The sequence below is a fragment of the Streptomyces sp. NBC_00091 genome (assembly GCF_026343185.1).
Classification (GTDB): domain Bacteria; phylum Actinomycetota; class Actinomycetes; order Streptomycetales; family Streptomycetaceae; genus Streptomyces.
Window position 1 is genome coordinate 467,768 of the sequence record NZ_JAPEMA010000003.1, and the last position, 21,198, is coordinate 488,965.

At 72.1% G+C, this 21,198-nt stretch carries 23 protein-coding genes; 5 read left to right on the forward strand and 18 right to left on the reverse strand.

Translation table 11 applies throughout. The annotated features are described in order from the left end of the window. Positions 1 to 11 precede the first annotated feature (11 nt). The 8 genes from OOK34_RS32895 to OOK34_RS32930 all read right to left on the reverse strand — a co-directional run bounded on the left by OOK34_RS32895 (position 12) and on the right by OOK34_RS32930 (position 7,383). On the reverse strand, positions 12 to 281 hold the full coding sequence (locus tag OOK34_RS32895; protein WP_267037810.1) for an acyl carrier protein: 270 nt from the start codon (positions 279 to 281) through the stop codon (positions 12 to 14). 84 nt (positions 282 to 365) lie between these two features. Then, a complete protein-coding gene (locus OOK34_RS32900; protein WP_267037811.1) occupies positions 366 to 1,583 on the reverse strand; it encodes a ketosynthase chain-length factor in 1,218 nt (405 codons plus the stop codon). Next, positions 1,580 to 2,848, reverse strand: coding sequence for a beta-ketoacyl synthase (locus OOK34_RS32905; RefSeq protein WP_267037812.1), 1,269 nt, complete (start codon positions 2,846 to 2,848; stop codon positions 1,580 to 1,582). The genes OOK34_RS32900 and OOK34_RS32905 overlap by 4 nt, the downstream gene beginning before the upstream one ends. A gap of 37 nt (positions 2,849 to 2,885) precedes the next feature. Continuing rightward, positions 2,886 to 3,215, reverse strand: coding sequence for a TcmI family type II polyketide cyclase (locus tag OOK34_RS32910; protein WP_267037813.1), 330 nt, complete (start codon positions 3,213 to 3,215; stop codon positions 2,886 to 2,888). A 31-nt stretch (positions 3,216 to 3,246) separates the two neighbouring features. Then, a complete protein-coding gene (locus OOK34_RS32915; protein WP_267037814.1) occupies positions 3,247 to 3,915 on the reverse strand; it encodes a TetR/AcrR family transcriptional regulator C-terminal domain-containing protein in 669 nt (222 codons plus the stop codon). A gap of 84 nt (positions 3,916 to 3,999) precedes the next feature. Further along, positions 4,000 to 5,469 (reverse strand): FAD-dependent monooxygenase, encoded by a 1,470-nt coding sequence (locus OOK34_RS32920; protein WP_267037815.1) that lies wholly within the window; start codon positions 5,467 to 5,469, stop codon positions 4,000 to 4,002. 256 nt (positions 5,470 to 5,725) lie between these two features. Beyond that, positions 5,726 to 6,574, reverse strand: a complete 849-nt coding sequence (locus tag OOK34_RS32925; RefSeq protein WP_267037816.1) for a hypothetical protein — start codon at positions 6,572 to 6,574, stop codon at positions 5,726 to 5,728. A 35-nt stretch (positions 6,575 to 6,609) separates the two neighbouring features. Next, the gene (locus tag OOK34_RS32930) at positions 6,610 to 7,383 is read right to left on the reverse strand and encodes a response regulator transcription factor (RefSeq protein WP_267037817.1); all 774 of its coding nucleotides are present in this window, start codon (positions 7,381 to 7,383) and stop codon (positions 6,610 to 6,612) included. 231 nt (positions 7,384 to 7,614) lie between these two features. Between OOK34_RS32930 and OOK34_RS32935 the strand changes: the two genes are divergently transcribed. Continuing rightward, positions 7,615 to 8,229 carry a ScbR family autoregulator-binding transcription factor gene (locus OOK34_RS32935; RefSeq protein WP_267037818.1) on the forward strand — a complete coding sequence of 205 codons (615 nt, stop codon included), beginning with the start codon at positions 7,615 to 7,617 and terminating at the stop codon, positions 8,227 to 8,229. An 85-nt stretch (positions 8,230 to 8,314) separates the two neighbouring features. Here the strand turns inward: OOK34_RS32935 and OOK34_RS32940 are convergent, their stop codons facing one another. The 4 genes from OOK34_RS32940 to OOK34_RS32955 all read right to left on the reverse strand — a co-directional run bounded on the left by OOK34_RS32940 (position 8,315) and on the right by OOK34_RS32955 (position 11,713). After that, positions 8,315 to 9,277 (reverse strand): SRPBCC family protein, encoded by a 963-nt coding sequence (locus OOK34_RS32940; protein ID WP_267037819.1) that lies wholly within the window; start codon positions 9,275 to 9,277, stop codon positions 8,315 to 8,317. A gap of 74 nt (positions 9,278 to 9,351) precedes the next feature. Continuing rightward, on the reverse strand, positions 9,352 to 9,624 hold the full coding sequence (locus OOK34_RS32945; protein WP_267037820.1) for a phosphopantetheine-binding protein: 273 nt from the start codon (positions 9,622 to 9,624) through the stop codon (positions 9,352 to 9,354). Between the two features lie 133 nt (positions 9,625 to 9,757). Further along, entirely contained in the window at positions 9,758 to 10,579 is an 822-nt protein-coding gene (locus OOK34_RS32950; RefSeq protein ID WP_267037821.1) for an AfsR/SARP family transcriptional regulator, read from the reverse strand. 312 nt (positions 10,580 to 10,891) lie between these two features. Next, positions 10,892 to 11,713, reverse strand: a complete 822-nt coding sequence (locus OOK34_RS32955) for an AfsR/SARP family transcriptional regulator (protein WP_267037859.1) — start codon at positions 11,711 to 11,713, stop codon at positions 10,892 to 10,894. Between the two features lie 1,159 nt (positions 11,714 to 12,872). Here OOK34_RS32955 and OOK34_RS32960 point away from each other — a divergent pair. Beyond that, positions 12,873 to 13,871, forward strand: coding sequence for a ScbA/BarX family gamma-butyrolactone biosynthesis protein (locus tag OOK34_RS32960; protein WP_267037822.1), 999 nt, complete (start codon positions 12,873 to 12,875; stop codon positions 13,869 to 13,871). Between the two features lie 14 nt (positions 13,872 to 13,885). Here OOK34_RS32960 and OOK34_RS32965 read toward each other — a convergent pair whose 3' ends face one another. Continuing rightward, positions 13,886 to 14,734: an NAD(P)H-binding protein gene (locus OOK34_RS32965; protein WP_267037823.1), complete on the reverse strand. Its 849-nt coding sequence runs from the start codon at positions 14,732 to 14,734 to the stop codon at positions 13,886 to 13,888. Positions 14,735 to 14,877: 143 nt separating this feature from the next. On the opposite strand from OOK34_RS32965, the gene OOK34_RS32970 reads away from it, so the two are divergent. Further along, positions 14,878 to 15,549 (forward strand): ScbR family autoregulator-binding transcription factor, encoded by a 672-nt coding sequence (locus OOK34_RS32970; protein ID WP_267037824.1) that lies wholly within the window; start codon positions 14,878 to 14,880, stop codon positions 15,547 to 15,549. Here the strand turns inward: OOK34_RS32970 and OOK34_RS32975 are convergent. Then, positions 15,492 to 17,048, reverse strand: coding sequence for an FAD-dependent monooxygenase (locus OOK34_RS32975; RefSeq protein ID WP_267037825.1), 1,557 nt, complete (start codon positions 17,046 to 17,048; stop codon positions 15,492 to 15,494). The two genes, OOK34_RS32970 and OOK34_RS32975, sit on opposite strands and share 58 nt — an antisense overlap. Positions 17,049 to 17,133: 85 nt before the next feature. On the opposite strand from OOK34_RS32975, the gene OOK34_RS32980 reads away from it, so the two are divergent. After that, entirely contained in the window at positions 17,134 to 17,607 is a 474-nt protein-coding gene (locus tag OOK34_RS32980; protein ID WP_267037826.1) for a GNAT family N-acetyltransferase, read from the forward strand. Here the strand turns inward: OOK34_RS32980 and OOK34_RS32985 are convergent. From OOK34_RS32985 to OOK34_RS33000, 4 genes are all read right to left on the reverse strand, one after another. Further along, the gene (locus tag OOK34_RS32985; RefSeq protein WP_267037827.1) at positions 17,604 to 18,584 is read right to left on the reverse strand and encodes an AraC family transcriptional regulator; all 981 of its coding nucleotides are present in this window, start codon (positions 18,582 to 18,584) and stop codon (positions 17,604 to 17,606) included. The genes OOK34_RS32980 and OOK34_RS32985 overlap by 4 nt on opposite strands. Before the next feature lie 83 nt (positions 18,585 to 18,667). Further along, complete coding sequence (locus OOK34_RS32990; RefSeq protein WP_267037828.1) at positions 18,668 to 19,507, reverse strand: NAD(P)H-binding protein; 840 nt, start codon at positions 19,505 to 19,507, stop codon at positions 18,668 to 18,670. Between the two features lie 68 nt (positions 19,508 to 19,575). Further along, a complete protein-coding gene (locus OOK34_RS32995) occupies positions 19,576 to 19,779 on the reverse strand; it encodes a DUF4287 domain-containing protein (protein ID WP_267037829.1) in 204 nt (67 codons plus the stop codon). A gap of 63 nt (positions 19,780 to 19,842) precedes the next feature. Next, on the reverse strand, positions 19,843 to 20,388 hold the full coding sequence (locus OOK34_RS33000) for a dihydrofolate reductase family protein (protein WP_267037830.1): 546 nt from the start codon (positions 20,386 to 20,388) through the stop codon (positions 19,843 to 19,845). 245 nt (positions 20,389 to 20,633) lie between these two features. Here OOK34_RS33000 and OOK34_RS33005 point away from each other — a divergent pair, with 245 nt between their 5' ends. Beyond that, a complete protein-coding gene (locus tag OOK34_RS33005; RefSeq protein WP_267037831.1) occupies positions 20,634 to 21,146 on the forward strand; it encodes an FBP domain-containing protein in 513 nt (170 codons plus the stop codon). Positions 21,147 to 21,198: the final 52 nt, after the last annotated feature.

Genomic DNA, 21,198 nt, shown 5'->3' on the forward strand with positions numbered 1-21,198 from the left:
GCGGTGGCGCGTCAGGCGTTGACGGAAACCTTGAGGCTCGCGTTGATGGCCTCGACGAGGGAGCGCGGGGTGCTGTGGTCGGCGAAGACGTCGTCGTCGAGGGTGATGCCGAACTCGCGCTCGATGCGGCCGCCGGTCTCCAGGAGCGCCAGCGACTCGTAGCCCAGGGCCTCGAAGTCGGTGTCGAGGATGTCGCCGTCGAGGTCGACCTCCTCGTCGGCGCCGGCGCCCTCCAGGAGGATGCGCTTGAGGTCGTCGAAGGTGAATTCCTGCTTGGACACGGGTGGGTCCCTTCATCGGTCTTTCCGCACCCGGGGAGTCCGGCTGCGGAGGTCTGTGGCCGCCGGTGGCGTCCGGGGGACGTCTCAGTCGACGGAGCGCACCACGACGGCGGAGTTGAAGCCGCCGCGGCCGCGCGCGAGGACCAGCGCGGTGCGCACCGAGGCGGTGCGCGGCCGCACGGCCACCAGGTCGATGTCGTGGGCCGGGGAGAGCTCCACGTTGGTGGTCGGCGGGATCAGGCCCTCGCGCATGGCGAGGACCGCGGAGACCACGTCGATCGACGCGGCGCCCGCGGAGATCCGTCCGGTCATCGTCTTGGGGGCGGTGACCGGCACCCCGCGCGGGCCGAAGACCGCGGTGATGGCCTCGGCCTCCTCGCGGTCGAGCCGCGGGACGCCCGCGCCGTCGGCGAAGACCACGTCGACCTCGGCCGGATGGCAGCCTGCGTCGGCGAGCGCCGCCTCGACGGCCCGGCGCAGGCCGGGCTCCCGGCCGCTGCCCGGGCGGGGGTCGAGGGTGGCGCCGTAGCCGGCGAACTCGCCGTAGACGTTGCGCGCGCCCCGGGCGCGGACGCTGTCCTCGTCCTCCAGGATGATCAGGGCGCCGCCCTCGCCCGGTACGTAGCCGGAGGCGGCCTCGTCGAAGGGCAGGTAGGCGCGCTCGGGCTCGTCGCTGGTGGACATCGATCCGCCGGCCAGGTGCGCGGCCCAGCCCAGGGAGCAGATCGAGGCGTCGAAGCCGCCGGTGGCGATCAGCCGGCTGCCCTTGCGGAGCCGGCGCCGGGCGTGGGCGAGGGCGTCGAGGCCGCCCGCCTGGTCGCCGACGAGGACTCCGGTGGGTCCGCGCAGGTCGTTGCGGACGGAGATCTGCCCGCTGTTGACGGCGTAGAACCAGGCGAAGGACTGGTACGCGCTGACGTGCTTGGCGCCCTGGCTCCACAGCTTGCGCAGCTCGTTCTCGCCGAACTCGAGCCCCCCGGACCCGGCCGCGGTGACCACGCCCATGTCGCAGGGGTGGATGTCGCCCGGGGCGATGCCCGCGTCCTCGAAGGCGCAGTCGGCGGCGACCAGCGCGAGCTGGGTCACCCGGTCGGTCTGCGGTACGAGCCGGCCCGGCAGGTGGTCCTTGGCGTCGAAGCCGTGGATCTCCCCGGCCAGGCGCGCGGGGTAGAGGGAGGCGTCGAAGCGGGTGACGGGCCCGATGGCGTTCTTGCCGATGCGGGTCGCCGCCCAGAAGTCCTCCACCCCGAGCCCGCTGGGGGCGGCCACGCCGATGCCGGTGACCAGGGTCCTGGCGCTCATGCGGTCCTCCTGTCGGGCCGTGCCAGCACCATCGCGCTCTGGAACCCGCCGAATCCGCTGCCCACGGTCAGGACGGCGTCGGTGCGGTGCTCCCGCGCGGCGAGCGGGACGTAGTCGAGGTCGCACTCGGGGTCGCGGGTGCGCAGGTTCGCGGTGGGCGGCACCACGTGGTGCTTCATCGCGAGGACGGACGCGGCGATCTCCATGGAGCCGACGGAGCCCAGCGAGTGCCCGATCATCGATTTGATCGAGCTCACCGGGGTGCGGTAGGCGTGCGGGCCGAGGGCGAGCCGGTACGCGGCCGTCTCGTGGGTGTCGTTCTGCCGGGTCCCCGAGCCGTGGGCGTTGACGTAGTCGATGTCGGCGGGGTTCAGCCGCGCCTCGTCCAGGGCGACGGTGATGGCCTCCGCCAGCTCGCGGCCGTCGGGACGCAGCCCCGTCATGTGGAAGGCGCTGGAGCGGGAGGCGTAGCCGGCCACCTCCGCGTAGACGTGGGCGCCGCGCCGGCGGGCGCTCTCGAGCTCCTCCAGGACGAACACCGCGGCGCCCTCGCCGAGGACGAATCCCTTGCGGGAGGCGTCGAAGGGCCTCGAGGCCCGCTGCGGGTCGTCGTTGAGGGTGGTCGTCGCCTTGATCGCGTCGAAGCACGCCAGGGTGAGCGGCGTGATGGGGGCGTCGGTGGCGCCGGTGACCATGACGTCGGCGCTGCCCTCACGGATCAGGTCGACGGCGTGCGCGACCGAGTCGATCCCGGAGGTGCAGCCGGTGGAGACCACCGTGGCCGGCCCTTCCGCGCCGACGGCCCAGGCCACCTCGGTGGCGAAGGAGGCGGGCACGAAGTGGTCGTACAGGTCCTGCGGCGCGCGCGTGTGGTCGACGGCCGCGAGCAGGCCGTCGAGGGTGGCCGCGCGGTAGGCCTTGTCGAGGCTGCTGACGGCCCCGACCCCGGTGCCGATGCTGACGCCCGTGCGGTACGGGTCCAGAGCGGCGAAGTCGAGTCCGCTGTCCTCGACCGCCTCGCGCGCCGCCACCACCCCGAACTGGGCGGCGCGGTCCATGCGGCGGATCTCCTCCTGCGTCATCCCGTGCAGCTCCGGGAGGAAGTCGGCCTCGGCCGCGACCCTGGAGCGGAAGGGGGAGGCGTCGAAGTGGGTGATCTCCCGCGTCGCGGTGCGCCCAGAGCTCAGCAGACTCCAGAACTCCGGGGTGCCGATGCCTCCCGGCGCCAGCACTCCGACGCCCGTGATCACTACCCGGCGAGCCACGAGCGGTGCCCTCCCGTCGTGTCGGCTTCGGCGGACATCACTCCGTCGCCGTCCAGTCGTAGAAGCGCGTGGCCATCGCGTCGGCCGGGGAGCGCCAGGTTTCCGGGTCGTACGGCTGGATGAAGGGCTGGAGGTCGTAGCTGATGCGCATGAACCGCGGGTCGTTGCGGGACTCCTGGATGCGCTCGCCGCCGTCGTCCTCGGCGAAGTCCTGGAGGTGGAAGTAGAGCCCGTTGTACGAGAAGAGCCGCCGGCGCAGCGTGCCCATGCGCTGCGGCATGTCGGTCCGGTCGAACTCGGCGAAGAGCTTGGCCACCTCGGCGCTCGAGCGGACGTCCATCCGCGCCACGATCAGGTTGCTGTGCATTTTTTCTACTCTCTCCAGGGATCGGCGGGGGTCAGCGGGACGTGGTGGGTCCGTACAGCCGGATGAAGTCGTCGACTCCGTCGGCGATGAGCGCGTCCTCCTCGTGCCGCACGAGCGGCAGCGCGCCGTGGAAGGAGCGCTGTACGACGGACGAGGGGACCAGCAGGATGAAACGTTCCGCCGCCTGGTCGGCGTCGGTGATCTCGAGCAGGCCCCGGGCGGCGACCTGGCGGAGCCGGCGGGCCAGCTCGCGGCGGGCCTGGCGGGGGCCGGTGGCCTGCCACTTCTCCACGGCCTCGACGGGCAGGCTGGTGACCTCGGCGCTGATGTGCCGGACGATCGCGAAGTGCTCGCGGAAGGCCTCCAGCGGCGCCAGCCAGGCCCGGCCGAGCGCGATCAGGTCCTGGCGCAGGTCGGTGATCTCCGCGAGGTAGCTCTCGGCCACCGCCGCGAGGGTGGCGGCGACGGAGACGGAGCTGTCCAGCAGCACGCTCAGCAGGAGCTGCTCGTGGTCCGGGAAGTGCCGTCCGACGACTTCCGGTTCCACCCCGGCCTCGGCGGCCGTGGCTTCGGCGGTGCAGTGCCTCCAGCCCTCGCGGGCCAGGACGGTCCGGGCCGCCCGTACGATGTCGCGGCGCTCCCCGTCCGGGCCGGCCGGAGCGGGGGGTACGCGCTCGATCGTTGCTTGCGGCGTTGCCATGTGTGGTTCCTCCGGTTGACGTTCTGTCCGGCCGCCGGTACGTCGGCAGTCAGGGGGTGCGCCGGTCGTCGGGGGACCCCGCGGTCAGGGGGTTCCGAACCAGCGTTCGAGCGCCATCGGCAGGTCGTGGTGGCTGCCGGGCGCGGCCCATGCCACGTATCCGTCGGGCCGGATCAGCAGGGCGGTGGTGTCGTGCAGTCCGTCGGCCCCGTACGACGCCTCGCGCGGCCGGGCGGTGACGGTGTCGACCCGCTCCGACCAGGCGGCGGCGCGCTGGCGCAGCCGGGGGTTGTCCGCCAGGTCGAGGAGCACCCCGCGGGCGGGGTGCAGCAGTTCGGTGCTGGAGGTGGGGCCGCCGGCGCCGGCCAGCTCCAGGTGCGGCATGCGCCGGCCGAGCAGCGGGTGGCCGCCCCTGCCCACGTCGTAGGAGATCTCCAGGCCGGTCACCATGGCGGCGAGGTGGCGGGCCACGTCCTCGTACGCCATGAGTTCCCCGAGGGCGTCGCGCAGCGGCTGGACCTCCGCGCCGCTCAGGAACAGCAGCCCCTGGGCGCGGGTGTTCATCAGCAGCCGCCGGCCGACGGGGTGCCGCTCGCCGTGGTAGGTGTCGAGCAGGCTCAGCGGGGCCCGGCCCAGGACGACCGCGGCGAGCTTCCAGCCGAGGTTGACGGCGTCCTGGATCCCGGTGTTCATGCCCTGTCCGCCGGCGGGCAGGTGGATGTGCGCCGCGTCGCCGGCCAGCAGCACCCGGCCGCGCCGGTACTCGGTGACCTGCCGTGCCGCGTCTCCGAAGGCGCTCACCCACACCGGCTCGGCGGCCGATATGTCCTCGCCGGTCAGCCGCTGCCAGGCGGCCGCGACCTCCTCGAAGGCCGGCGGGCTCTCGCGCCGGCGCGGGGGCGTGCCGCGTTCGCAGACGACGATGCGGGTGGTGCCGCCGGGCAGCGGGCCCACCATCACCATGCCGCCCGGCAGGGTCTCGCCGATCATGCGGGGCTTGAGCTCGATGCCCTTGATGTCGGCGAGGTACATCTCCATGGTGGCCGCGGTGCCGGGGAAGTCGAAGCCGGCCGCCTTGCGTACGGTGCTGCGGCCGCCGTCACAGCCCACCAGCCAGCCGGCGCGCAGGGTGTGCGTCCCGTCCGGGCCGCGGACCTCGACCTCGACGCCCTCGCCGTCGTCGCGTACCGAGAGCACCTCGTGGCCGCGCCGGATGTCGGCGCCCAGGCCGGTGGCCCATTCCTCGAGGTGGGTCTCGGTCACGGACTGCGGCACGGTCTTGGCGGCCTGGCAGGCGCCGTCGAGCACACCGAAGTCCAGCGGCAGTCCGCCGAAGTGGCCCAGCGTGCTCCGCTCGATCTCGCCGAAGCGCGCGAGCAGCCCGCGCTGGTCGAAGGTCTCCAGCGTGCGCGTGGTGAAGCCGAGCCCGCGCGATTCGCCTGTACGCCGTTCAAGGCGTTCCAGGACGACGACGGCGACTCCCGCCAGCCGCAGTTCCCCGGCGAGCATCATGCCTGCGGGGCCCGCGCCGACGACGATCACTGGGGCGTCCATCACGTCTCCTTGAATTCGCCTCCGGAGACAGTGCACCGGATCTTGACTACAAGGTTCTTCGGACGCGAGCGGCCGTTCAATGGCGCTGGATTCAGGAGTAGGTCAGGTTCCACAAGGGCCGGTCCGGTGCGTCGGAGGGCGGCCAAGGGAATGTCAAACACCGGTCAGACGCCTCGATCCGAGTCCTACCGGATGCCGTGCGGACCGCTGTTGAGCCACTGCTCGGTCTTCTGTTCGCGTGGAGGGCGGGGACGGGTCAGGTACGCGCCGCCGCCCGCCGGTCGAAGCAGTCCCGTACATCGCTCTCGTTGTAGTACGTACGGCCCGCGCGGTTGCGCCTGCGCCAGCGTTCCTCGCTCGCCAGCCGGTAGACGGTCCCCGTCGGCGTGTGCCACAGCTGCGCGATGTCGGCGGCGGTCAGCCAGCGTTCGGTTTTTGCCGCCGCCTCGGCGGCGGGCTCGCGCGCGGAGTCCATGGAGCGGCTGAGCCCGCTCCACTGGTCGCTGGTCCAGCGGTGGCCGGGGTCCGCGGCGCAGACGATCGCCGGCCCCTCGGCCCGCGCCCCCGCGCGTACGGCGAGGGCCAGGGCCCCGGAGCAGCCGGGCTCGGGGCAGTCGCCGAGGCGGATGCTGCGGGCCGGGTCGGGGAAGGCCGCGCGGCGCCCGGCCCGCACCAGCCGGGCGATCTCCTCGGTGGCCTCGGCGGCGGCGGAGTGGGCGGCGAGCCAGTCGGCGTTGCGCAGCAGGAAGGCGGTGAGCGCGGCGACGGTGCGCGGCGGCGAGGTGAAGCCGCGCTGCTGGGCGACCAGCCCGCTCCAGGAGCCCAGTACGGAGACCATCTTGGCCCGTACGTCGGCCGCGGCCCCGTTGAAGGGCAGGCCGGGCAGGTCCCCTCCGGTGGTGCGTTCGCGCAGGCTGCCGGGGGCCGCGCCGCCGAGTACCCGCCCGCACTCCTCGTAGAGGTGCGCCAGTTCCGTCAGGCCTGCGGCGAAGTGCTCCCGGCACGGCCGGCACAGCCGGCTGCCGTCGGCCGTCCGCCTGCGGGGCCGTCCGCCGGCGTGGCCGGTGCGGCAGCCCTCCCCGTGGCACAGTGCCGTCGCTGTCATGTCCGTCCCCCCTCGGCTCGTGTCGTCGGGCCGGCTCAGGCGCCCTGGCCGAACCGGAAGCCGACGCCGCGGATCGTGATGATCCAGCCGGCGCCGATCTTGTTGCGCAGCGTGCTCACGTGCGTGTCGACGGTCCGGCGGGACCAGGAGTCGCCCCAGACCTGCTGCATCAGCATCTTGCGCGGGATGACGGTGTCGGGATGGGACGCGAGGAGGTAGAGCATGTCGAACTCCTTGCGCGTGGTCTCGACGGGCTTCCCGTGCAGGCTCACCTCCCGCGTGCCCGCGTCGATCCGCAGCGGACCGCAGGTGATGGTGGCCGCGACGGGCCGGGTCGGCCGCGCCCGGCGCATGACCGCCTCCATCCGCGCCATCAGCTCGCGGAATCCGTACGGCTTGACCAGGTAGTCGTCGGCGCCGGCCTGCAGGCCCAGGACCCGGTCCAGCTCGCTGCCGCGGGCGGTGACCGCGATCACCGGGATCTCGTGGGCCGCGCGGATGCCCCGGCAGACCTCAAGCCCGTCCAGGTCGGGGAGTTCCAGGTCCAGCAGGACGAGGTCGGCGTCGGCGTAGCTGCGCAGGGCCTCGCTCCCGGTGCCGACGATGTCGACCTCGTGTCCGTGTCGGCGCAGGCCGCGTGCCAGGGTCTCGCCCTCGATCGTGTTGCTCTCCACGATGAGGATCCGCCACAGGGCGGACTGCGTCGGCGCGTGCTGTGACGCCCTCAGCCCCTCGGCCGGCAGGAACCCCCCGTTCACTCCCGCGGCGGCTGTGTGAGGTTCCAGTACAGCGATGGTCCGCTGGTTCATCTGCCCCCCTCCCTCAAGCTCGGTTGAGTCAACGTCAACGAAGATACAAACCGCTTCGTCGGTTTGTCAAAGCCCGTAAATCTCAGCAAGGTTCGCGATAAATAGACCAAATCGGGCCACCGAAGGGCAAGACACGCCGTCAAACCGGCCACGAACGGGCACCTATACGCGGTTCCCATACCAACGGCGCGGTTTAATAATGGAAGGAAACTGATACAGGAGCTATGCGTGATGAAACAAGAACGCGCCGTCCGAACCCGTCATGCACTGATTGAGTCAGCCGCGACCGTGTTCGGACGGCGCGGCTACGCAGAGGCGACGCTGAGCATGATCAGCGTCGGGGCCGGGGTGAGCCCGGGCGCCCTGCACTTCCACTTCGAGAACAAGGCGGCGGTCGCCGAGGCCGTCGAGGCCGCCGGGGCCAAGGCCCTGCGCGCGGTCGCCCGCGAGGTGTACGCGCAGCGGACGTCCGCCCTCCAGGCCCTGGCCGACAGCTCCCAGGCCCTCGCCGGGCTGCTCCTGTCCGATGTCGTGGCGCGGGCCGGCTTCCGGCTGGGCCGGGAGCCGGCGTACGCGTCCGCCTGCGCCCTGCCCAGGGAGTGGCACGAGTACGTCCACCGGCTGCTGACGGAGGCCTCCGAGGAGGGCGCCCTGCTGCCCGGCCTCAACCACCGCAGCGTCGCGGCGACGGTGGTGGCGGCCACCCTCGGCTTCGAGGCCCTGGGCCGCGACGACCCGCAGTGGCTCGCACCGCGCACGCTGGCCGGTTTCTGGCGGGTGGTCATGCCCTGCCTGGCCGTCCCCGCCACGCTGCGAAGACTGGACACGGCGGGGCGCGGGAGCTGAGCAGCAGTGCGGCCCGCCACCGCGGGGGACGGTGGCGGGCCGCTGTCAGGGGGCGCCGCGAGGGCTACGGGCGGGCCAGGGGTGTCTACACCGAGCGCAGGGTCCTGACCGGGTCCCCCGCGTCCCGCGTCGCCGGCGCCAGCGTGGCCCGGCTCTCGCGGCCGAGCACCTCGCGCACGTACCGGCGCGCCCGCGCGAGGTCCGCGTCGGGACCCAGGATCCGCTCCACCGCCGGCTCGTCCAGCAGCGCCTCGTGCCGGCAGACCACGGTGACCCCCGACGCGTCGGGCTCCACGGACCACTCGCCCGCGTGCGCCGCGAGCAGGGGGTGCGGCCTGGTCCGCTTGAAGACGATCCGCCCGGCCGCCGGGAAGCACACCCGCACCGCTCGCGTGGTGTACTCGGAGCCGTCGTCGGCCAGGCTGACCAGACGGGTGCGCTGCACCCCGGGCCGGTCCTCGGTCACCTCGGCGTCCACGACGTGCGCGACCTGCCCGGGCCAGGACCCCACCTCGTACAGGAAGGCGTAGACCGGCTCGGCCGGGCCCTCGATCCGTACGGACTCCTCGAAGGACATCAGCAGCCCGTCGAGGCGGCGCCAGCGCTCCGCGGCGGTCCTCAGGCCCGCCAGCGCGGCCCGGTCGCCCTTCTCGACGGAGGCGATGACGCGCTCCGCCTCCGGGCTCCGGCCGCCGAGGACGATCTCCCGCTCCAGGGTCAGCCGCGACCAGCCGGGTGCCAGCTCCTCCACGCTCCAGCTGCCGCCCGCGGCGGTGACGGGGGCCCCGGGGCGCTCCTCGGAGAAGGCGACGCTCCGCCGGCCGGCGTCCAGGGTCCGCCGTACGAGCGAGCGCCGCAGTTCCCCGTCCACGTCGGCCCACCGGGCGTACCGGTCGGCGGCCCCGTCGAAGTCGAGGCGCTCCACGTGGACGGTGTCCGCCACGAACAGCGGCCACTGGGTGGCGTCGGCCACCAGGGTGTACAGGGCTCCGGCGGGCGCGGCCGCGTCGACCGCGTATGACATCCGGTGCACTCGCTCGACAGACATCGGACACCTCTCTCAACGCTTGGCACAGAGACTGTCGGCGTCCGCCGGAGTCCGCGTCGAATACCGCTGGAGTCTCAGACGGCGGCGCGGCTGCCCAGCACGCCGTTGACCATTTCGAGGAAGAGCCTCGGGGTGTCGGCGATCTCGAGGAGTTCCCCGTCGAGGAGGATGTCGAACTTCCGCTCGACCGAACCGATGGTCTGCAGGATGGAGAGACTGTCGTAGCCGAGCTCGATCCAGTACAGGTCCTGGACGTCCTCGGTCAGCTCGACGCAGTCCTCCTCGCCGCCCCAGACCCGCAGGATGCGGGTCAGGTCGACGAGTTCCAACCGGGCCGTGGCTTGCATGGGCTGCCTCTCTCCTCGGCCGCCCGCGCGGCGGCGCACACCGGGTCGCCAGCAGCCTGGCCGCCCGTGCTGGAGAGCCCCTCAGGCCTCGACCGAGCCCCGCTGGAGCCGCCGCGCCTCCCCCCTCCCCCCGCTACGCCGCGTAGAGGTCGAAGGTGGAGCTGCGGCGCGGTCCCGCGACCACGTCCAGCGCCGGGTCGACCCGCAGCATCGCCTGGTGCAGCCGCTGGAGCTGCTGCGAGGGCTCGACGCCGAGTTCGCCGATGAGGCGGGCCCGGAGCCTGCGGTAGACGTCGAGGGCGGTGGCCTGCCGGCCCGACCGGTAGAGCGCGACCATCGCCTGCGAGTGCAGCCCTTCGTGCTGCGGGTTCCTGGCCATCAGCTCGGTGAGTTCGGCGAGGAGTTCGGTGTGCCGGCCCAGGCGCAGGTCGACGTCGATGCGCCGCTCGGTGGTCACCAGCCGGCTCTCCGCCAGCCGCAGCACCTCGATCTCCAGGATCGGCCCGACGCGTACGTCGACCAGCGCGGGTCCCTGCCACAGGTCGAGCGCCTTGCGCAGCAGGTCGGCCGCGCGCTCGTCGTCACCGTCGTCGAAGGCGGTCTGGCCGGCGGCCACGTGGGCCTCGTACTCGTGGACGTCCACCGACTCCTGCGGGATCTGGAGCAGGTAGCCGCCGTGCCGGGTGGCGAGCACGTCCTTGGCCGTGCCGGGGGCTCCCGGCCCCATCGCCGTGCCCAGCCTGCGGCGCAGCTGGAGGATGTACGTCTGCAGGGTGGTGAGCGCGCTCTCGGGCAGCTTCGTCCCCCAGATCTCCTCCATGAGGGTGGGTACGGGCATCACCCGGCCCGGGTAGAGCGCGAGAAGCGCCAGGATCTGACGCGGCTTGCCCGCCGTAGGAACGATCGATGCCCCGTTGACCTCGGCACTCAACGGACCCAGAACCTGAATCTTCACGGTCTCCCGTCTCCCCTCCATATTTCGTCGAGATACTCTCGGTTTTCAGTATTCGACCCGATGACGGTAAGGCAGCCCAGGGCAACATCACCGGGCGCTCGAGCCGACGTCGAGCGGACCTCCGAAACAGGCGAACAGACGGCAGATTCGAAAGACAAGATTCCGATTGGATGTCGAAACCCGTGCTCAGCCCGCCGATCGGGCTCGTCGTCTTTGTTCCGATTCCTGTTTGTGCAAATTAAATCTCAGGTTTTCCCGGCGCTTTCTTAAATCCCCTGGCACCGCTCCTCCAATGACCGCCGGGCCCGCCTCTCACCCAACCCGGGCGAGCCTCTTGCGGGCGGTCTCCGGGGATTCGGCCGGGGTCTCGGGGCCGCTCATGAGGATCGAGCGCTGGAGACTGCGCAGGGCGGCGGAGGGCTCGATGCCCAGTTCGCGCACCAGCGTGGCGCGCAGCCGCTGGTAGACGCTGAGCGCCTCGCCGCGGCGACCGGAGCGGTGCAGGGCGAGCATGAACTGCCCGTGCAGGTTCTCGTGGATGCGGTAGCGGCTGGCCAGTACGGTCAGTTCCGCGAGCAACTCCCGGTGCCGGCCGAGCCGCAGATCGGCCTCGATGCGCTGGTCCAGCGCGCACAGCCGGGTCTCCTCCAGCCGCCGCGTCTCCATGTCCAGCTGCACGCCGCCGTCGACGTCGGCGAAGGCCGGCCCCGACCACAGCGCCAGCGCCTCGCGCAGCAGCCGTGCGGCGTTCGGGAAGTCCCCGGCGTCCATGGCCCGGTAGCCCATTCCGGCCAGCCGGTCGAATTCGCGGACATCACTGGTCCCGCCGGCGCTGCTCAGCATGTACCCGCCGGGCAGCGTGACGAGCACGTCCTTGGGGCTCCGCGTCCCGTCGGTGCCCTCCAGCGCGGTGGCGATGAGCCCGCGCAGCTGGAGCACGTACGTCTGGAGCGTCGTACGGGCACTGCGCGGCGGCTCCGTCCCCCACAGCTCCTCGATCAGCGCGGCCACCGGCACCACCTGGTCCGCGTGCAGCGCCAGCAGCGCCAGCACCTGCCGGGGCTTGGCGGCGGTGGGCGTGATGGAGACCCCGTTCTCCCGCACGGTCAGTGCGCCCAGTACATCGATGTCCACGCCGTACTCCCCTGCTTCGTCCATGGATGACCCCTCGACTTTCGCTGGAACGAGCAAAAAACAGCCGAGCCGGTTTGTCAATACCAAACCGGCTGTACCGTTTTCCACCCCCGCCGGCCCCCACGGAGCCCACGCAACCACCCCTGAGCTGCATAGTTGCTGGCCAGAGGCGGGAACGAGGGGGCCTCCAGGGCCATCTGGGGGACAGAAGAGCAGGCCTGGAGGAGTCGCTTAATGGACAGCGAACGGCTGAAAACAGACCATCGAGTTGGCTCAGCCACCCCCACAACCCCTACTCACAGGGGCTGAAGGGGCCGGATCCGGACCGTTCCGAACCTCCACAGCACGGAAGAGGCGGCCACTACAAACCGCTTTAGCGGTTTGCTCAGTGCCATTCACGCTAGGCCGACGATGGAGCGGCGCCGGAGCTCCGCTGGAGCAGCGCTCAAGGTAGCGGACAGCCGCTGCGGCCGCCGCGGTGGCGCCGGGGGGCGTTCGGGCCACCCCCCAGTCGGGACAAGGCCGTCTCCCCGGCCGGGCGGCCTGTCGGGGGCGGGCCGATCCCCGGCGGACCGCTGGCCGACACCTCGGCGGGAAGGCACCGCACCACCCTGCGGCGGGGCCCTGAAATCACCATCAGAATTCACTTGCGCAAACCGTTAAGACGGCCCGAGGGATCGTTGACGGGGTGCGCGCGTCCTGCCGCCGCCCCGTGCCGTCGCCCTCACCGCCCGGCGCCGGCCGGCCGGCGCCGTCGACCACCTTGTACTGCACAAGCCGCTCCGGAAGGGTGTCGTGCGGCTCGGCGCCGCCCCCTCCCCCGGACGGTGGGACGAAGAGCGGCCCACGATGATCAACGACCGGCCGACCCCTCAACACGCAAAGCAAGCCTCCTGGTGTGAATCGGCCATTTTTCCCCTCGTCGCCTTCGCCCGCCGGGCTAAAGAGTCACCTGCGGCCCGGTTCGCATGCCTAAGGTCGGATGGCGCAGACCCGACTCCGGTGGACCTGCAAGGCCCCCCGGAGGAGCGTGGCCGGAATGGACTCCTCCGAATTTTTCGGAATCCAGGGTCGGGCTCCCTCTGGATAAAAAACCGGTTGGTATATATTTTTCTCGCAAGTCACACCTGTAACTCGCCAGCGCTGCCTAGGGGGAACAATGAGCGCGAGCACGTTTCATGTCGAGCGCACAGCGATCTACGACCCGGCATGGCGTGCCGCGGCTCCACCACTCGAGCAGCGCGGCTACGGCTTCCCGTCACTCACGTCCACCGTTCCGAAGGAACTGGTCCACCGCGCGGCTGTCGCGGAGGTACTGCTCACGGACTGGCAGCGCACGGGCGAGACCCGTTTCGCCGTCAGCGCGCAGTGGCCTCGCAGCCACAGCTTCTTCACCCCGGTCGCGGGCGGCTACTACGACCCGCTCATCTGCACGGAAACGATCCGCCAGATCGGCAGCCTCCTGGCGCACGCCGAGTTCGGCGTCCCCTTCGGCCACCAGTTCCTGTGGTGGGACGCCGGCCTCAGCATCGAGCCGGAGCACCTCCGGGTCGATCAGACGCCGGCCGCCCTCGACATCGACGTCACGTGCCTGGAGATCAAGCGACGGGCCGGCGGCCTGGCCTGGCTCCGCTACGAAGCCGTCGTCCATCGGGGCGGACACCGCGTGGCGACCGGGCGGATGTCGTACGCCTGCATCAGCCCGGCCGTATACCGGCGAGTGCGCCCCGCGCACACGCTGGCGGCCGACTACAGCCCGCTGCCGCTGACGGCTCCCGCGGCGCCGCAGAGCGTGGGGCGGCTGTCGCCGACCGACGTGGTCCTCTCCCCCCTCAGCGAGCCGAACCGCTGGCAGCTGCGGGTCGACACCAACCACGCCGCGCTGTTCGACCACCCGGTCGACCACGTACCGGGAATGCTCCTCCTCGAGGCCGCCCGCCAGGCCTCGGCAGCCGCGCTGGGGCGCTCCTCCTTCCTGCCGCTCAGCATCACCGCCGACTTCAAGCGGTACGCCGAACTGGACATGCCCTGCATGATCGAGGCCGAGCGCCTGTACCCGGACGCTCCCGAGGCGCAGGACGCCGTCCACGTGACGGGCCACCAGGACGGCGAGCTCGTCTTCAGCAGCACCGTGACGGCGGCCTCCTACACCGGCTGACCGACGCAGCGGCCTCAGTGCGCCATGAAGGCCGCGAGGTGGTCCTCCGCCCACGCCCGGAACGGACGCGCCGGCCTCCCCAGGGCCTCCTCCACCGTGTTCTCCACCCCGGCCTTGGCCCCGCAGCGCTGCCGCTCGGCGCTGCGCAGGAGTGCCTCGACCAGGGGTGCCGGGTAGCGCGCGCTCCACAGGTCACGGGCCTGCCCCGGGTCCAGCTCCTCGAAGCTCAGCGGACGGCCCAGCAGCTCGGAGAGCCGGGCGGTCTGCTCGGCCGCGGTGAGGGCCTCCGGCCCGGTCAGCGTGTACGCGCGGCCGCTGTGCCCGGGCTCGGTCAGCGCACTCACCGCCACGTCCGCGATGTCCCCGGGATCGACGCAGGAGTTCGCCGACGTCCCGTACAGGGCCCGCACGACCCCCTCCTCGCGGACGGACTCCGCCCAGGACAGGGTGTTGGACATGAAGGAACGAGGACGCAGCAGGGTCCACTCCATCCCGGAGCCGCGCAGGAGGTCCTCGTTCCCCCGCTGCCACCGGGTGATCAGGTCATCGGCCCGGGCGTCCTCGACGGCGGCGGCCGAGACCTTCACGACATGCCGGACCCCGGCCGCCCGCGCCGCCCGGAGGAACCGCGCGTCGTCGTCGCGGCCGACCCGGCTGGTCACCAGGAACACGCCGGCCACGCCGGCCAGTGCGCGGGCCAGCGACCGGGCGTCGTCGTAGTCCCCCCGGACGATCTCGGCCGATTCCGCCGCGCCGGCGACACGTTCCGGTTTCCGGGCCATGACCCGGACCGGCAGGTCGCCGGAGAGCCGCCGCAGCACCTCCCGGCCGACCGTCCCGGTGGCCCCCGTCACGAGCAACATCTTCCGTCCTCCTTGGTCACTGTTCGGCCGCTCACACCCGAAAGGGTTGGCGTAGCGGTTACCCGCTGTAAGATACGTACGGGACGGACGGTTTGCCCATAACCGTCCGACGGTCCGAGAATCCTGTGGAGGAAGGGGGCAGCATGGCCGAGCAAGTCCGAGCCATCCGCACGCGCCAGGCGATCCTGTCCGCGGCAGCCAAGATCTTTGAGGAGCAGGGCTATCAAGCAGCCACGATCTCCCAGATCCTCACCGCGGCCGGGGTGACCAAGGGAGCCCTGTACTTCCACTTCCAGTCGAAGGAAGACCTGGCCCAGGGGGTGCTCGCGGAGCAGGACCAGCAGATCACCGTTCCTCCGCGTGTCAGCAAGGTGCAGCAAGTCGTGGACGTGACGGTGCTGCACGCCTACCGGCTGCAGACGGATCCCATGGTGCGCGCCGGCGTACGGCTGTCCATGGACCAGCTGGCACAGGGCCTCGACCGCAGCGGCCCCTTCGTGCGCTGGGCAGAGGTCCTCACCGACCTCTTCGAGACGGCGCAGTCCCAGGGCGAGCTACTGCCCCACGTCGTACCGGCCGAGACGGCCGAGGTCATCGTGGGTGCGTTCGCCGGCGTCCAGTCCATGTCCCAGGCCATCTGCGACTACCGCGACCTGCCGGCCAGGGTGGCCGCTCTGATGCGTCACCTGCTGCCGAGCGTCGTGCTCCCCTCGCTCCTCACCTCCCTCCACCTCGGCGAGAACCGGGGAGCCGAGGTCTACGCGGAGGCCTTCATGGCGGCGCGGGCGCGCCAGGCCGCAGAAGCGGCCGGCTGAGCCACCGGGAGTGCCCGGTCCCCGGGACCCGCCGTCCCGGGCACTCCCGCACCGAAGTACCGCGACAGGGCGTCGGCCAGCGTGCCGCCGCCCGGCGACCAGGCGATGTAGCCGTCGGGCCGTAGCAGCAGTGCCTCGTACGGCATGCCGGACCCGGGCGCCTCCGCCACGTGCACCGTGCGCGGGATCCCCGACCAGGGCCGCGCTTCCTCCTCGTACGGGCCACCCCGCTCCCCGAGGAGCAACAGCGGACGGCCCTCCAGCAGCAGCGTGATCACATCGGTCTCGCCCTCCCGCGTGGTGAGCCGCTCGTTCGGCAGGAACCGGCCTTCCCTCGGGGAGGGGCGGTCCGTGTACGCGGGCAGGACCGTCCCCTGTGCGCTGATCATGTCGCTGAGCCGGCCCGTTTCCCGGTCCGACGCCAGCAGCCCGGTGAACACCGCGCGCAGCGCGTCGACATCGTCCCCCTGCCGCATCAGCGCCAGCTGCGCCCGCGTGTTGTCGATGACCCCCTGGGCCGCGGGGCGGCGTTCCAGGTCGTACGTGTCGAGCAGCCGCGCACCCGCCGCGCCGCGTACCGCGAGCGCCAGCTTCCAGCTGAGGTTGAGGGCGTCCAGCACCCCGGTGCTCAGGCCCTGCCCGCCGATGGGGAAGTGCAGGTGCGCCGCGTCCCCCACGAGGAAGGCCCGTCCCGCGCGGAAGGTCCGGGCGAGCCGCGTGAAGTCACTGAACCTGCTGACCCAGCGCGCGCCCGCCATCGCGATGTCCCGTCCGGCGATGCGGGAGACCTCGCGGCACAACTCCTGCGGCGTCGGCGGCAGCTCTCGGCCCTCGTACGCGCCCGTGCAGTCCAGCGTCCGGATGTGCGTCTCGCCGCCGGGCGTGCGCTTGGAGACGATCCAGCCGCGCGGGGTGCGCAGCCAGCCCGGCTCCAGGGCTCCGGGATCCTCCAGCCGGGCCAGCCCCACCAGGGCGGAGACCGTGGCCGGGGCGGTGTCGGAGCCGATGCCCAGCCGTTCGCGGACCGAGCTGCGAGCCCCGTCCGCGCCGACGAGGTACAGGGCGCGGCAGACCGCCGGCCCATCCGGCCCCTCGACGTCGAGCCGCATCCCGTCCGGCTCCTCGACGATCCCGGTCACCCGGTGTCCGCGCAGCACGCGGGCGCCCGCCGCCCGGGCCCGCGTCTCGAACAGCCTCTCCAGCTCCGCCTGCGGGCACTTGAGGATCGGCTCCGGCTCGGTCTCGGGCGCGGTGATGACCAGCCCGTGGATCCCGGCGAAGTGGAAGGCGCCCGAGGCCCCGCGCGAGGTGCCTTCGGGCAGGTGCCCGCGCCTGGCGAGGCACTGCACCGCCCTGGCGTGCAGTGTGGTCGCCTTCGGCCGCTCGGAGATCTCCGCCCGCGCTTCCAGGACAATGGTGTCGACCCCGTACCCGGCCAGCTCGGCCGCGACCAGCATGCCGACCGGTCCCCCGCCGATCACTGCCACCTGTGCCTGCAAAGTGTTCCCCTCCCCCTGGGCTGCGGCAAAAATATACCGCACGTCCCGTTCTTTTCAATGGTTCTGGACGGACTAGGCTTCGCCCATGATCAGCTCATCACTCCGCCTGGTGCCGGTGACCCCGGCCAACTTCGAAGCGGTGTGCGCCGTACGGGTCCGCCCGGATCAGGAGCACCTCGTCGAGGCCGTCACGACGTCGCTGGCCGAGGCCTACGTCCACGGGGCGACCGCCTGGCCCCGCGCCATCGTCGACGGCGACGAGATCGTCGGCTTCGTCATGGCCTTCCTCGACATCGTCTGGGACCCCTCGAAGGACCCGGAGCACCGCCGCTCCGGCCTGTGGCGCCTGAACATCGCCGCCGGCCGCCAGGGCAAGGGCTACGGCCGCTTCGCCGTGGAGGCCGTCTCACAGGAGATCCGCCGCCGCGGCGGGACCCGGGCGTACGTCACCTGGCACGCGGGCGACGACAGCCCGGAGCCCTTCTACCTGGGCCTCGGCTTCCGCCCCACCGGCGAGCTCAGCGGCGACCAGCCGGTCGCCGTCCTCGAGCTCACCTAACCGAGCACCACGGTGCCCGGTACGCCGGGCACCGTCGGCGCCACCCCGTCCCGGAACTGCTGCGGGCTCACCCCCCGGACCCGCTTGAAGGCCGCCGACAGCGCGAACGCGCTGCCGTAGCCCACCCGGTGGGCCACGCTCGCCACCGTGGCGTCCGGCTCCCGCAGCAGATCGGCGGCCAGGGCGAGCCGCCAGCCCGTCAGGTAGGCGACGGGCGGCTCCCCGACGAGCTCCGTGAAGCGCCGGGCCAGCGCGGCCCGCGACACCCCGGCCTTCCGCGCGAGTTCCTCCACGGTCCACCCGTGCGCGGGGTCCTCGTGCAGGAGCCGCAGCGCCACCCCGACGACCGGGTCGCCCTGGGCCCGGTACCAGGCCGGCGCCCCCGACCCGGGGGCGGCGAGCCAGGCCCGCAGCACCCCGATCAGCAGCAGGTCGAGCAGCCGGTCCAGCACGATCTCCTGCCCCGGCTCGTCCCGCGCCACCTCCGCGGCCAGCAGCGTGATCAGAGTGGCGTCGGCCGCCCCCACCGGGCGCACCAGCACCGTCGGCAGCGCGCCCAGCAGCCGCCGCCCGATCTCGCCCGGCGCCTGGTAGGTGCCGCTCAGCACCACCGCCGAGCCGGCGTCCTGCTCCGGCGCCCCCCAGGTCCGCACCCCCAGCGCCAGCCGGTCGCTGATGTCCTCCCCCGCCGCCGAACTGCACCGCTGGTCGGGGCCGACCACGACCCCCACCGGGGTGTCCGGGGCATCGGCGAGCCGGTACGGCGCGGGCCCCCGTACGACGGCCACGTCGCCCGGGCCTATCAGCACCGGCTCACCCTCCTCGGGCAGCAGCCACGCCGAGCCGCGCGTCATCGTGATCACCGACAGCGGGGCCCGGTCCTCCACCCGCAGCGCCCACGGCGGGTTGAAGACGGACTTCAGCAGGAAGGCGCCCCGGGCCTTGAGCCCGTCGAGGAGACAAGTCAGCGTGTCCATGCCCCCATGCTCCCCTCCCCCGGACCCTGCTCCCCCGGACCCCGCTCCCCTCCCCCGGACCCCGCTCCCCTCCTCCGGACCACTCAGACGTCCCAGACCCCGCTCGCGGCCACGTCGCGCACGTAGTCGGCGAAGTCACGGGCCGGGCGCCCCAGCACTTCCTCCACCCCGTGCACCAGATGCGCGTTGCGCCCGTCCGAGATGAGGGTGAACAGCTCGGCGAACTCCTCCGGGAGCCCGTTCTCCCGCAGCGCCACCCGGTACTCCGCGTCCGTGACGGGGACGTACGCGATCTCGCGCCCGGTCGCCTTCGACAGCTCGGCGGCCACCTCCGCGAAGCCGAGCAGCCGGGGCCCGGACAGCTCGTAGGTCCGGCCGATGTGCCGGTCGTCGGTGAGCGCGGCCACCACCACGTCGGCGATGTCGTCGGCGTCGACGAAGGCCTCGACCGCGTCCCCCACCGGCAGGGCTATCTCCCCGGCCAGCACGGGCTCCAGGAAGAAGCTCTCGTCGAAGTTCTGGTTGAACCAGCTGGCGCGTACGACGGTCCAGTCGGCCCCGGAGGCCTGGAGCCGGCTCTCGGCGAGCCGGGCGGCCTCTTCCCCGCGCCCGGACAGCAGCACCAGGCGCCGCGCCCCGGCGGCGACGGCCGCTTCCGAGAAGGCGCCGATCTGCTCGGCGGCCCCCGGAAAGGCCAGGTCGGGGTAGTAGGTCACGTACACCCGGTCCACGTCCTGCAGCGCGGGCCCCCAGGTGTCGGGCCGGTTCCAGTCGAAGGCCGGCTCGGCGGTGCGCGACCCGATCCGTACCGTGCGGCCCTGGCGGCTCAGCCGCTCGGCGACGCGCCGTCCCGTCTTGCCGTTGCCCCCGATGACGAGGGTGACCGAGGTGCTCTGCGTCTCGTTCTGCGTGTTCTTCGTCATGACACACAGTCAAGCGCCGCCGTGCGGTGCGCGACATGGCCGAGACGCTCGGCCGCATACGCGAGCGTCTACTTCTGCGCGAGGGCGTGCACGACCAGCGCGTTGGCGTGGCCGTGGCCCATCCCGTGCTCGGTCTTGAGCCAGGAGACCAGTTCCATGTGCCTGGTCAGCGGGGAGGACCGGATGAGGTCCGTCCATTCCGCGACCGGCCGGCCGTACTTCTTCTCGATCGAGGGGAAGTAGCTGGCGGGACCCTTCACCGGCTCGCTCATGTCGGGGCGCTCCTTCTGCGTGATCTGTAGGCGGACGGAAACGATCAGGGCGGTCAGGGGCGCTCAGAGGGCCGGCGCGTACGCGTGCACCTGCGCGCCGCTGCCGCCGAGGACGGTGGTGCCGACCGGCCGCAGGGTCTTCACCGGCGCGTCCTCGCCGAACAGCCTGCGCCCCTTGCCCTGCACCACCGGCAGGGTCCACAGCCGCAGTTCGTCGAGGAGGTCGTGCTCGAGCAGGGCGTTGACGAGCTGTCCGCTGCCGTAGACGAGCAGGTCACCGCCGTCGCCCTGCTTGAGCGCGGCGATCTCGGCGGCGAAGTCGCCGCTCAGGAAGGTGGCGTTCCACTCGGGGGTGTCGAGGGTGGAGCTGACCACGTACTTGGGCATCTCGTTCATCCGCCGGGTACCGGCGTCGGCGCCCTCCGCACGGGCCGTCCAGGCCGGCGCCATGCCTTCGTAGGTCGCCCGGCCCAGCAGCAGCGCCCCGGCGGCCTCGAGCTGCTCGCCGGCGAACTTCGCCGCCTCGTCGTTCCAGAACGGCATCGACCAGCTCGGGTCCTCGAAGACCCCGTCGACCGAGACGAAGACGGAGGCGATGATCTTGCGCATGATGTTTCCCCTGACTATGTGTACGGCGTCCACATCCGGACGCTCCGCAGCTTACACACGTAAGTGGACGGTGTCCACATCCATGTTCGCGGCCCAACTCCCGCTCGCACAGGGGTAGACCGCCCACCTCCCCGAAACTCATCGGCGGCGCCTCGGAAAAGCCGCAAGACCCGCTTCCCGGACTCGCTCCCACCTGCGTAAATCCAGGTGCGGGCGGCCCGGAAAGCGCATTAAGGTCCACCCCTGTGGAACCGCTCACCGAAAAACAAATCCGCTCATCCTTCGTGAACTGCACCAAGGGCGAGGCGGCGCGCCTGCGCCTGCCCCTCGATTTCGCCGAACTGCCCTGGCAGGACCTGGACTTCCTGGGCTGGGTGGATCCCGGTGCACCGCTGCGGGCCCACCTCGTCGTCCCCCGCCCCGAGGGCCCGCTCGGCATCTCCCTGCGGGTGCCCGCCGCGACCCGCACCAGCGCGATGAAGTCCAGCCTGTGCCAGATCTGCCTGACGGGTCACGCCTCCTCCGGGGTCACCCTGCTCGCCGCCCCCCTGGCGGGCGCCCGCGGCCGTGAGGGCAACACGGTCGGCACGTACATCTGCGCCGACCTCGCCTGCTCCCTCTACGTACGCGGCAAGCGGCAGCCGAAGCTGCGCGCCGGACGCCAGGAGGAGTCCCTGACCGTGGAGGAGCGCCTCGCGCGGCTGTGGCACAACCTCGACGCGTTCACGGCCAGGATCACCACCAAGGCCACCGCCTGACCCGCCCGGCCCACCCGTGCGCCCCGCCATCAAGATCATCACAATGTGAGCA